Genomic DNA, 12,068 nt, shown 5'->3' on the forward strand with positions numbered 1-12,068 from the left:
AACAGTATTTTTCTTTATTAATATAAATAAATCCCCTTTTATTTTATGAAAAAAAATCTTATTTTTTTTTTATTATTTACTACGTTTTTTGTTTACTCTCAAGAAGAAAAAGATTCTATTTCTTTTTATTTAAAGAGTGCTAAAAAGGTTAAAGGAGTCAATAAATTACCATACCTGAAAAAAGCAGTAATACTTTCAGATAATTTAAAGAAAGATACGCTTTTAAAAAAAGCAAGTATGAAGTATGGTAAACAAAGCTATTTTAGTAAAGATACCTTAGGAATAACATTCTCAAAGAATAAACTACTAAAACACTATGCCGTAAAAAAAGACTCTTTCTCTTTGGCAAAAGCGTATCATTTTGCCGCTTTAAATAATAAAATAAAAAATAATTTAGATAGTACTTTTTACTATTATCATAAATCAAAAAATATATCTATTGCTTTAAAAGACTCTGCTGAAATAGGTAGAAGGCTCTTGTCTATGGCAATTCTTCAGGTAAAAGAGCTAGATTTCTTAGGTTGTGAAATAACAACAGTTGAGGGATTAAAATATATAGAACCTTTAAAGAAATATCGTATTTTAATTTCGTTATATCAAACTTTAGGAAACACTTTAGCGAGTTTAAAAAGACCAAAAGAAGCTCGAATTTATTATTACAAAGCACAAAATATTGTAAAGTACAATAAAGTAAAACGTAAAAGAGAACGAAATTATTTAAATCTTTTGAATAATATAGGGATGACTTATAAAGATGAAGGTAATTATGAAAAAGCAACTTATTTATTTCAAGAAGGTTTAAATACAGATAGTTTAGAAATAAAATATCCTAAAAATTACCAATCTTTTTTAGGAAACTTATCGTCAATTTATTTTTTACAAGGCGATACAAAAAAAGCAATAGAAGGTTATAAAATAGTTTTAGAAAGTAGAAAAAAACTTAAAAATGCCTATGCAGAAAGTTTTTCTCATACTTTTTTAGCAGAAGCATATATAAAAAACAAAAACTATACACTAGCAGAAAAACACGCAAATATTGGATTAAAACTAGCTAGAAAAACAAGAAATAATAAAAAAGTTTTAGAATGTTTAAAACTTTTATCAGACCTTAATAAAGGACAAAAAGCTAAAAAATATTTAGAACAATATATACAACTTAACGATAGTTTATTTGAAAAAGAACGCCGATTAAAAAATCAGTTTGCTAAAATTAGGTATGAAACCGATAAAAAAGAGAAAGAGAATACATTTTTAAAAACAGAAAATAAAAGTAAACAACTAGAAATAGTATATCATAAACAACAACGAACTATTGGTAGGTTAGTTGCCGCAACTGGTTTATTATTATTTATTAGTAGTGTTTTGTTCTATTTTTATCGAAAAAGAAAATTGTTGTATCAAGCGCAATTAGAAATAATAACAGCTAGAGAAGATGAACGACAACAAATTGCAAAATCATTACATGATGAAGTTGCGGGTGATTTAAGTTTATTACATCAAAAATTAAAAAAATCTAACTTATTAGAAGAAGCTAAAAAACTAAATGCAGTTAAAGAAAATGTTCGAAATCTATCGCATCAATTAAGTAGTATTAGCTTTAATAAAGTTTCTTTTAAAGATCAAATAATTAATTTAGTAAGTGATTATTTTGAAATTAATTTTAGAATAAGTGTTACAGGTTTAAAGGAACATAATTGGCAAGAATTAAATAACGCTATTAACAGATTATTGTATTTAAGTGTACGGGAAACTATTCAAAATTGTAAAAAATATGCAAAAGCTAGTAAAGTAATAATAACATTTGCAATATATAAAAATCATGTATTTTTACAAATTAAAGATAATGGCATTGGTTTTGATGCCAATATCAATAAAAAAGGAATTGGTTTACAAAATCTACAAGAACGTATTGAAGAGTTAAACGGAACTCTACAGATAAAAAGTGAAGTAGGTACTGGAACCTTAACTAGTATTCAAATACCCCTAAATGCTTGGACCAACAAAAATACTCTTAGTTGATGATCATCAATTAATACTCGAAGGAATACTCTCCTGCCTAAAAAATATTGATAATTTAGTTATAGAAACAACTAATTGTTGTGATGAAGCTTTTTCTAAAATAAAAACAGCAATTCATAGCAAGCCTTTTGATATTGTTTTTACTGATTTAAGTTTTGAAGATACAAAAGGATGTACTGTATTAGATGGTGGAGAAGCTTTAATAAAAGCTATTCAAAAAGAAAACATACCTATTAAAACAGGTGTTATTACAGGGCATTTTGAAACCAATCGGGTTTTTAATGTTATTAGTAACTTAAGCCCTAATGCTTATATTTTAAAAGGAAGCTGTAATACAGATGAATTAACATTTGCTATAAAAAAAATGCTAAAAGATGAGCTATATTATACGCATGAAATACATCAAAAATTGTTAAAAAGAGCTTTAATTGAAATTCAAATGGATGATGTTGCTATTCAAATATTAAAAGAATTACCAAAACATGCTAAAATTACAAATTTAGAAGGATTTATAAAAAAAACAGATGGATCTTTAGTTAAAACAAGGTCTATAGAAGCTAAGTTAGCAAAACTTCGAGGAGATTTACAAGCATGTAATAATACTGATTTAGTATTAAAAGCAAAAGAATTAGGTGTTTTAGATTAGAATATTGCGGTAATCTGCATTTTTTATTGCGGTAATCCCTTTTTAAAGTTAATAAACTGCTTGTATATTTGCAGTACAATTCAATATTATTTGGGGAAATATTTTGAAAAAGAAAAAAGTTAAAAAACCTTTCAGTTTACTCTGAAAGGTTTTTTTGCCAATAATGTTACTATTTACTATAAAAAATGAAGCTTCTTATTAAAATTTACCTTTTTTTTTAATAGCCAAACTTTAAATTGTAGATTGCTATTTAATTATATAAATTTTAAATGGCTAAATATATTGTCGCCCTAGATCAAGGAACTACTAGTTCTCGTTCGGTAATTATTAATGAACACGGGGCTATTGTTGGAATGAATCAGCAAGATTTTGAACAAATTTTTCCAGAATCGGGTTGGGTAGAACACAATGCTCTACAAATTTTAAAAACACAACTTTCTACCTTAAAAAAAGCGACTAAAAAAGCAGGAATTCATCCATCAGAAATAATGGGTATTGGTATTGCAAACCAACGAGAAACTACCGTAGTTTGGAATAAACACAACGGGGAACCTATTTACAATGCTATTGTTTGGCAAGACAAACGAACAGCAGATATTTGTGAAAAATTAAAAGAAAAAGGATTAGAAAACCATGTGAGTAAAACTACGGGGTTGGTTATTGATAGTTATTTTTCGGCAACAAAAATACATTGGATTTTAAACAATGTTCAAGGAGCAAAGCTAGAAGCTGAAAATGGAAATTTATTATTTGGAACGATTGACACTTGGTTACTTTTTAATTTAACTAAGGGTAAGGTACATGCTACCGATTACAGTAATGCTTCTCGTACTATGTTGTACGATATTAAAAATTTATGCTGGGATAAAAAAATATTAGCAGCTCTTGATATTCCTATATCAATGTTACCAGAGGTAAAACCGTCTTCTCATTATTTTGGCGATTATGAATTAGATGGCTATAAAATTCCGATAGCAGGAATTGCAGGCGATCAGCAAGCAGCACTTTTTGGGCAGGCTTGTTTTGAAAAAGGCAATGCAAAAAATACTTACGGAACTGGTTGTTTTATGCTAATGAACACTGGCGAAAATCTTGAATATTCTAAAAATGGATTGTTAACGACAATTGCTTGGGGAATTGAAAATAAAATATATTATGCCCTTGAAGGAAGTGTTTTTGTTGCAGGGTCGGCAATTCAATGGTTGCGAGACGGTTTAAAAATAATTGAAAATGCCGAAGAAAGTGAAATTTATGCAAAAAAAATTACCGATGAAAACCCTGTTTATGTAGTTCCTGCTTTTGCTGGTTTAGGCGCTCCTTATTGGGATATGTATGCCCGTGGCGCTGTGTTTGGTTTAACGCATAGCACAGGTAAAAACCATTTGATAAAAGCAACCTTAGATTCCCTTGCCTACCAAACAAAAGATATTTTAGAGGTAATGCAAAAAGATAGTCAGGTTAAACTAACATCATTAAAAGTAGATGGTGGTGCGAGTGCAAATAATTATTTAATGCAGTTTCAAGCGAATATTTTAAATGTAAAAGTTGAACGTCCCGAAATTATTGAAACCACTATTATGGGCGCTGCGTATTTAGCAGGTATTTGCGTTGGTTTATGGAAACAAGAAGATATTTTAAAAAAACGAAAAATTCCTGAAACTTTTCAGCCTACTTTTAGTTTAGAAAAACGTGAAAAATTATACTCAAAATGGCAAAAAGCAGTGGCACGTACTAAAGATTGGATTGATTGAAAACACCCTGTTTTAAGACAGATTTTTGCGTTTACATAGTTTTTATAAATACTGTATATTTGTAAAAAGCATCTTAAAAACACAAAAAATGTATATAGACCTGCTATCATATTTAAAATACCTGATAAAGCGTAATCCTGAATAAAATTAATAGCGCACTGTAATTATTACAATAATCTATTAATTTAAAACATTAAAATTATGCCATTTTATCATAAACTAGGGAAAATACCACCCAAGCGTCACACCCAATTTCGCAAAGAAGACGGAAGCTTATATTACGAGCAATTATTTGGAACAATAGGATTTGATGGAATGTCAACAAATTCTTATCACGAATTTAGACCAACCATGGTTAAAGAAATTCGCAGACAATATTCGGTAAAACCAAAAATAGCCAAAGCTAATAATATTCAATCGTATCGTTTTAGAGGGTTTCAGGTAGCCCCTGAAAATGATTATCTAGAAAGTAGAAAAATCGTTTTAACAAATACTGATTGTAATATTATTTTAGCAGCGCCAAAGGAATCAACAACAGATTATTTCTATAAAAATACCGATGCCGATGAGGTAATTTTCATACATAAAGGAACAGGAAAGTTGCGTACCATGCTAGGGAATATCAACTTTAAATATGGCGATTATTTAGTAATTCCACGAGGTATTATTTACAAACTAGATTTTGACGATCAAAATAACAGGCTTTTTATTGTTGAATCATATTCGCCAGTTTATACACCAAAAAGATATCGAAATCATTTTGGGCAATTATTAGAACACGCCCCTTTTTGCGAGAGAGATATCCGCCGACCACAAGAATTAGAAACCCATAATGAACTTGGTGATTTTTTAATCAACGTAAAAAAACAAGGCGAAATTATAGAAATGATTTATGCCTCACACCCTTTTGACGTGGTTGGTTATGACGGTTATAATTACCCATATGCCTTTTCAATTCATGATTTTGAACCTATCACAGGACGTGTGCATCAACCGCCACCAGTGCATCAAACTTTTGAAACAAACACCTTTGTAATTTGTAGTTTTGTACCTCGTTTGTATGATTATCATCCAAATGCAATTCCTGCGCCTTACAATCATAGTAACATCGATTCTGATGAGGTTTTATATTATGTTGATGGCGATTTTATGAGCAGAAACGACATCGATCAAGGACATATTTCCTTGCATCCAGCAGGGATTCCTCACGGACCGCATCCAGGAGCCGCTGAAAGAAGTATTGGGCATAAAAAAACCGAAGAATTAGCCGTTATGGTAGATACTTTTAAGCCCTTACAAGTAACCGAAGAAGCCATGAAAATTGCCGATGAAAATTATTATAAATCGTGGTTAGAATAATAAAACTAGATTTATAAAAATAATTATTAGAAGCTAATCCTGCTTTCACTACTCGCTTTTTTTTGAAGAAAAATCAAAAAAAGAGCTCAAACAAACCGTTCAATCAGGGCTAAACTCCTCAACAAAGTTTAGTACTAATTTAATAATTTATCATTTATAGAAAAGATAGATATCTATTAAAAAATAAAAGACCTCACAGCTTTTAAAAAGCTTTGAGGTTCATAAAAATATAAAGAATGAGTAAAAAAGAAGTAACATCAGTAAACTACGGTTTAGAAAAAATATTTGAAGGAGCACAAGATTTCTTACCGCTTTTAGGAACAGATTACGTAGAATTTTATGTTGGTAATGCAAAGCAAGCGGCACATTTTTATAAAACAGCTTTTGGTTTTCAATCGCATGCTTATAAAGGTTTAGAAACAGGCTCAAAAGACACGGTAAGTTATGTGTTAAAACAAGATAAAATCCGTTTAGTATTAACATCACCATTAAACAGTAAATCAGCAATTAACGACCATATTGTAAAACATGGAGATGGCGTAAAAATAGTCGCTTTATGGGTAGAAGATGCTCGAAAATCCTACGAAGAAACCATTAAAAGAGGTGCCAAATCATACTTAGAGCCAACCGTTGAAACAGACGAACATGGTGAGGTAATTCGTGCAGGTATTTACACTTATGGCGAAACAGTTCATATGTTTGTAGAGCGTAAGAATTATAAAGGTGTATTTTTGCCAGGATTTACTCAGTGGAAATCCGATTATAATCCGCCAAGTGCTGGTTTAAAATACATTGACCATATGGTAGGAAACGTAGGTTGGAATCAAATGGACGTTTGGGTAAAATGGTACGAAGAAGTTATGGGATTTGTTAATTTTTTATCTTTTGATGACAAGCAAATTCACACTGAATATTCGGCTTTAATGAGTAAAGTAATGAGTAACGGAAACGGTCGAATTAAATTCCCAATTAACGAGCCTGCAAAAGCTGCAAAACGTTCACAAATTGAAGAATATTTAGATTTTTACGAAGGCGAAGGTGTACAACATATAGCAGTTGCTACCGATGATATTATTAAAACAGTATCGCAATTAAAAGCAAACGGAATAGAATTTTTACCACCACCACCACAGGCATATTATGACGGTATTCCTGAGCGTTTAGGCGAACACATGAGCATGATGAAAGAAGATATTTCTAAATTACAAGAATTATCAATTATGATTGATGCCGATGAAGAAGGATATTTATTACAAATTTTCACAAAACCAGTAGAAGACCGTCCAACGTTATTTTTTGAAATCATCCAACGAATGGGAGCTAAAGGTTTTGGAGCAGGTAATTTTAAAGCCTTATTCGAATCTATAGAAAGAGAACAATCAAAAAGAGGAACCTTATAATTAGAATCTAATTATAATATAGATAAATCAAGAGCCATTATAATAAGTTAAACAGCTTATTTTAATGGTTCTTTTAATACTAATTTTTATATAAAATATAAAAATGAATAAAGAAGAAATTTTAAAAGCAATAGAAGAAAAATCTAAAAAAATAGGAGTTCCGTTAGAAACCCTACTAGAAGGATTACTTCATGGTATTCCAATTACATATTGGGATTATATTCAAACAGATGCTTTATTAAGTTTACAAATTCCAAGAACAACTCAAAAAGATGAAATGATTTTTATCATGTATCATCAAGTAAATGAGTTGTTATTTAAAATGGTTTTGTGGGAAATTGACCAAATTTCATTGGCTAAAGAAACAATTACTGCCGAAAAATTTTCAAAACACCTAATGCGTGTAAGTCGTTATTTTGACATGCTTTGCAATTCTTTTAGCGTAATGCAAGACGGAATGGATGTAGAGCAGTATTTGAAATTTAGAAATACTTTAACGCCAGCAAGTGGGTATCAAAGTGCACAATATCGTAAAATTGAATTTGCATCGACAGAGCTAATTAATTTAATTGATGCACGTTTTAGAAATACGATGGATAAAGAATCATCTTTAAAAAACACCTTTGACCATTTATATTGGCAAGCTGCAGGAAAAGATTATAAAACTGGCGAAAAATCAACAGTATTACGTTTATTCGAAAACAAATATATGGATAACTTGATAGACTTTATGGGGAATTATAAAGAGTGTAATTTATCTAAAAAATTTCAAGAATTACCTAAAGAAGCTCAAAATAATACTGAATTAATAGCAGCAATGCGTCATTATGATTATACAGTAAATATAAAATGGGTAATGGCACATTACAATGCTGCAGGAAAGTATTTAGGTGGTGGCGATAAAGATTTAGAAGCTACAGGCGGAAGTAATTGGCGCAAATACATGCACCCAAAATACCAAAAAAGAATATTTTTTCCTTATTTATGGAGTGAAGAAGAGTTAAAAAATTGGGGTGTTTTTTAATCATAATAAAAATAAAAAAGAGACTGTTCGAATTTTAAATTCAAGTAGTCTTTTTTTTTGGAATAATATTTGTCTAACTTTAGATACAAGTTTGAATATTATGAAAAAACACTTATTATTTATTTCCGTATTATTTTTTAGCATACTGATGTTTAGTCAAGAAAAAAATGAACCGTTTAAAGATGGTGAGTTTCTTAAATTTAAAATGAGCTATAGTGGTTTTTTAAAAGCAGGGAATGCTACCTTAGCATTAAAAGAAGAACAATTTAAAGATAAAAAAGTATTCCATGCTACAGGTAAAGGTTGGACTACTGGTATGATTAAGTGGTTTTTTAAAGTAAATGATGATTATCAATCTTATTTTGATGAAAAATCAGGAAAACCATATGTTTTTAAAAGGAAAATAAATGAAGGTGGACATAAAAAACACAAACAAATAACCTTTAATCAGCAAGAAAATACGGCATATGTTCAAAACTTTCGGAACAAAAAAGATACACTAATTAGCGCTGTAAATGTGCAAGACATGATTTCTGCTTTTTATTTTTTAAGAAGTTATGGTACCAAAAAGATGAAAAAAGGAGAAGAGATAAAAATTGATATGTTTTTTGATAATCATACTTATCCCTTTAAATTACGCTTTTTAGGAAGCGAAATACTAACAACAAAGTTTGGAAAAGTAAAAACTCAAAAATTTAGACCCATCGTAAAAGCAGGGCGAGTGTTTAAAGAACAAGAAAGTGTTACCGTTTGGATAACCGCCGATGAAAATAAAATTCCTGTAAAAATAAAAGCATCTCTAGCTGTAGGTTCACTCCGTGCTGAGCTTTCTTCTTATAAAGGATTAGCAAATCCATTCAAAACAGTTTTAGATTCAAAATAATAAGTTATTTACTTATTGTTAAAGTACAATAATCAATTGTTTTTATTTGTATTTTTGCAGATGCTTATAATTTTAAATCATCTTTTTTGAAAAAATATATTCTTTTACTACTTGTTTGTTGTTTGTTTTTCTCTTGTAAAAAAGATGTTGAAAAAAATGTAAAACTTCCTGTTGAAATAATAAAACCTAAATCAGTTTATGCCTACGGTTTTAATTTAGATAATTTTAAAATTATTAATGATACCATAAAAAAAGGAGAAAGTTTTGGTGTTATTTTAGACCGTCATCATGTAATGTATCCTAAAATTAATGAAATTGCTAGTACAATTAAAGATACTTTTGATGTTCGTCGTATTCGTTCAGGTAAAAAATATACAGTTCTTACTTCAAAAGATTCGCTAGAAAAAGCACGTGTTTTTATTTATAAACATAATAAAGTCGATGCAACAATTATCAACTTTAACGACTCAATTATATCAGCTTATAAAATTCAGAAAAAAATTACAACTAAAGAAAAGCAAGTGACAGGTAAAATTTCATCAAATTTATCTGTAACTATGGATAGCTTAGGTTTAAAAGCTAGTTTAACAAATACCGTGGCCGATATTTATGCTTGGACTCTTGACTTTTATAGCCTACAAAAAGGAGATAGTTTTAAATTAATTTATGATGAAAAATTTATTAATGATACTACTTTTGTAGGTTATGGTGCAGTAAAAGCAGCCGTTTTTAATCATAAAGGAGAAAATTTATATGCGTATAAATTTGTAGGTGATTCTATTTCTAAAACACCAGAATTTTATAACGAAAAAGGAAATATGCTTCGTAGGGCATTTTTAAAATCACCAATCAAATTTCAATATCGAATTTCATCACGATATAATTTAAGAAGAAAAATTGCGCTTTATGGAAGGGTACGCCCACATAAAGGAACAGATTTTGCAGCAAAATATGGTACGCCAATAATGACAACCGCAAGTGGAACTGTTGTAGCTTCTGCAAGACGAGGAGGAAACGGTAATTATGTAAAAGTTCAGCATAATACTACCTACACAACACAGTATTTACATATGAAGAAAAGAAATGTACGTGTAGGCGATTATGTAAAACAAGGCGATATAATAGGCTGGGTAGGTATGACAGGAAACACTAGTGGTCCTCATGTTTGTTATCGTTTTTGGAAAAATGGCAAACAAGTAGATCCTTTTCGTGAAAAACTTCCAACAGCCGAACCTTTAGACCCTAAAATTAAACCAAAATATTTTGAGTTTATAAAACCCTTGAAAATAAAATTAGATGCTATAAGTTTAATTGAAAAAGATACAATTTAGACATCTTCAAACAAAAATAAAAAAGCTATAACATAAATTATGTCTCTAGAGAACATTAACCCAACTGAAACTGATGCTTGGAAAAAATTAACGACTCATTTTACCAAAGCAAAGGAATATGAGCTAAAAACGCTTTTTAAAAAAGACAAAAATAGAAAAGAATGTTTTTCTATTTCTTTAGATGATTTTAAAGTTGATTATTCAAAAAATCACATTACCAAAGAAACCATCGATTTATTAGTATTATTAGCTGAAGAGGTAAAGCTTAAAGACGCGATTTCTAAATATTTTTCAGGTGATAAAATTAATGTAACAGAAAATAGAGCTGTATTACATACAGCTTTGAGAAGTAATTCGAAAGAACCAGTTTTAGTTGATAAACAAAATATAAAACCAAAAATAAAAGCAACATTAAATAAAATGAAGGCTTTTACTGATACTGTAATTTCTGGAAATTGGAAAGGGTTTACTGGTAAACCAATTACCGATATTGTTAATATAGGTGTAGGAGGTTCTGATTTAGGACCAAATATGGTAGTAGAGGCATTGCAATTTTATCGAAATAAATTGAATTCACATTTTGTATCAAATGTAGACGGTGATCATGTATTTGAAATCTTAAAAAAACTTGACACTGAAACAACATTATTTGTAATAGTTTCAAAATCATTTATGACTGATGAAACAATTACAAATGCAAATACAATTAGAGATTGGTTTTTAAAATCGGCAACAATTACTGATGTTTCAAAGCATTTTGTTGCTGTATCGTCTAATATAGAAGAAGCGATAAGTTTTGGAATTAATCAAGAAAACATTTTTCCAATGTGGAATTGGGTTGGTGGTAGATTCTCTCTATGGTCAGCTGTAGGATTATCTATTAGTTTATCTATCGGATATGATAATTTTAAAGAGTTATTAAATGGTGCCGAACAGGTTGATGAACATTTTAAAACAACCGACTTTGATAAAAATATTCCTGTAATATTGGCTCTTATAAGTATTTGGTATAATAATTTTTTTAAATCAGAAACTGAAGTCATTTTACCATATAGTCAATACTTATGTAAATTACCAGCATATTTACAACAAGCAATTATGGAAAGTAATGGTAAAAGTATTGATAGAAATGGTAAAGAAATTAACTATCAAACAGGTGGCGTTATTTGGGGAGGTGCTGGTACTGATATTCAACACGCTTTTATGCAGTTATTACATCAAGGAACAAAATTAATACCCGCAGATTTTATTGGTTTTGAAGAACCTTTACATGGTTTAACAGCGCAACATAAAAAATTAATGGCTAATTATTATGCACAAATGGATGCTTTGGCATATGGTAAAACAAAACAAGAAATACATTTAGAATTAAAATTAGCAAATAAATTAGATAAAATAAATCAATTATTACCTTATAAAACTTTTGAGGGTAATCGACCGAGTACTTCATTTTTATTTAAAAAGTTAACACCAAAATCGTTAGGAATGCTTATTGCAACCTATGAACATAAGATTTTTACACAAGGAGTTTTATGGAATATTTTTTCATATGACCAGTTTGGAGTTGAATTAGGTAAGGAATTAGCAAAAAAAATGCTAGTTAATTAGTATAAATATAATTTAAAATCTGTTTGTTTCTTTTTTTATTAGTTGCT

General features: G+C 29.4%; 9 protein-coding genes. All 9 read left to right on the top strand.

What is annotated here, in order from left to right; all coding sequences use genetic code 11:
* The first annotated feature begins 45 nt into the window (after window positions 1–45).
* The 9 genes from ABNT14_RS00575 (at window position 46) to pgi (ending at window position 12,021) form a co-directional block, all read left to right on the top strand.
* On the top strand, window positions 46–2,019 hold the full coding sequence (locus tag ABNT14_RS00575) for a tetratricopeptide repeat-containing sensor histidine kinase (protein WP_101902131.1): 1,974 nt from the start codon (window positions 46–48) through the stop codon (window positions 2,017–2,019).
* Complete coding sequence (locus ABNT14_RS00580; RefSeq protein WP_101902130.1) at window positions 1,988–2,665, top strand: response regulator; 678 nt, start codon at window positions 1,988–1,990, stop codon at window positions 2,663–2,665. Before ABNT14_RS00575 ends, ABNT14_RS00580 begins: the two co-directional genes overlap by 32 nt.
* Before the next feature lie 269 nt (window positions 2,666–2,934).
* Window positions 2,935–4,416: a glycerol kinase GlpK gene (glpK, locus tag ABNT14_RS00585; protein ID WP_101902129.1), complete on the top strand. Its 1,482-nt coding sequence runs from the start codon at window positions 2,935–2,937 to the stop codon at window positions 4,414–4,416.
* A gap of 201 nt (window positions 4,417–4,617) precedes the next feature.
* The gene (locus ABNT14_RS00590; RefSeq protein WP_101902128.1) at window positions 4,618–5,775 is read left to right on the top strand and encodes a homogentisate 1,2-dioxygenase; all 1,158 of its coding nucleotides are present in this window, start codon (window positions 4,618–4,620) and stop codon (window positions 5,773–5,775) included.
* Window positions 5,776–6,011: 236 nt separating this feature from the next.
* Entirely contained in the window at window positions 6,012–7,175 is a 1,164-nt protein-coding gene (hppD, locus tag ABNT14_RS00595) for a 4-hydroxyphenylpyruvate dioxygenase (protein WP_101902127.1), read from the top strand.
* 103 nt (window positions 7,176–7,278) lie between these two features.
* The gene (locus ABNT14_RS00600; RefSeq protein ID WP_101902126.1) at window positions 7,279–8,199 is read left to right on the top strand and encodes a tryptophan 2,3-dioxygenase family protein; all 921 of its coding nucleotides are present in this window, start codon (window positions 7,279–7,281) and stop codon (window positions 8,197–8,199) included.
* A gap of 100 nt (window positions 8,200–8,299) precedes the next feature.
* Window positions 8,300–9,082: a DUF3108 domain-containing protein gene (locus ABNT14_RS00605; protein ID WP_101902125.1), complete on the top strand. Its 783-nt coding sequence runs from the start codon at window positions 8,300–8,302 to the stop codon at window positions 9,080–9,082.
* 86 nt (window positions 9,083–9,168) lie between these two features.
* Window positions 9,169–10,413 carry a peptidoglycan DD-metalloendopeptidase family protein gene (locus tag ABNT14_RS00610; protein WP_101902124.1) on the top strand — a complete coding sequence of 415 codons (1,245 nt, stop codon included), beginning with the start codon at window positions 9,169–9,171 and terminating at the stop codon, window positions 10,411–10,413.
* 39 nt (window positions 10,414–10,452) lie between these two features.
* Complete coding sequence (gene pgi, locus ABNT14_RS00615) at window positions 10,453–12,021, top strand: glucose-6-phosphate isomerase (RefSeq protein WP_101902123.1); 1,569 nt, start codon at window positions 10,453–10,455, stop codon at window positions 12,019–12,021.
* Window positions 12,022–12,068: the final 47 nt, after the last annotated feature.

The organism is Tenacibaculum dicentrarchi (assembly GCF_964036635.1).
In the GTDB taxonomy this organism is placed as follows: domain Bacteria; phylum Bacteroidota; class Bacteroidia; order Flavobacteriales; family Flavobacteriaceae; genus Polaribacter; species Polaribacter dicentrarchi.

What these genes read in the sequence shown, in the direction of transcription:
- ABNT14_RS00605 (WP_101902125.1), top strand. Translation starts at nt 8,300, where the DNA reads ATGAAAAAACACTTATTATTTATTTCCGTATTATTTTTTAGCATACTG.
- hppD (WP_101902127.1), top strand. Translation starts at nt 6,012, where the DNA reads ATGAGTAAAAAAGAAGTAACATCAGTAAACTACGGTTTAGAAAAAATA.
- ABNT14_RS00575 (WP_101902131.1), top strand. Translation starts at nt 46, where the DNA reads ATGAAAAAAAATCTTATTTTTTTTTTATTATTTACTACGTTTTTTGTT.
- ABNT14_RS00590 (WP_101902128.1), top strand. Translation starts at nt 4,618, where the DNA reads ATGCCATTTTATCATAAACTAGGGAAAATACCACCCAAGCGTCACACC.
- glpK (WP_101902129.1), top strand. Translation starts at nt 2,935, where the DNA reads ATGGCTAAATATATTGTCGCCCTAGATCAAGGAACTACTAGTTCTCGT.
- pgi (WP_101902123.1), top strand. Translation starts at nt 10,453, where the DNA reads ATGTCTCTAGAGAACATTAACCCAACTGAAACTGATGCTTGGAAAAAA.
- ABNT14_RS00600 (WP_101902126.1), top strand. Translation starts at nt 7,279, where the DNA reads ATGAATAAAGAAGAAATTTTAAAAGCAATAGAAGAAAAATCTAAAAAA.
- ABNT14_RS00580 (WP_101902130.1), top strand. Translation starts at nt 1,988, where the DNA reads ATGCTTGGACCAACAAAAATACTCTTAGTTGATGATCATCAATTAATA.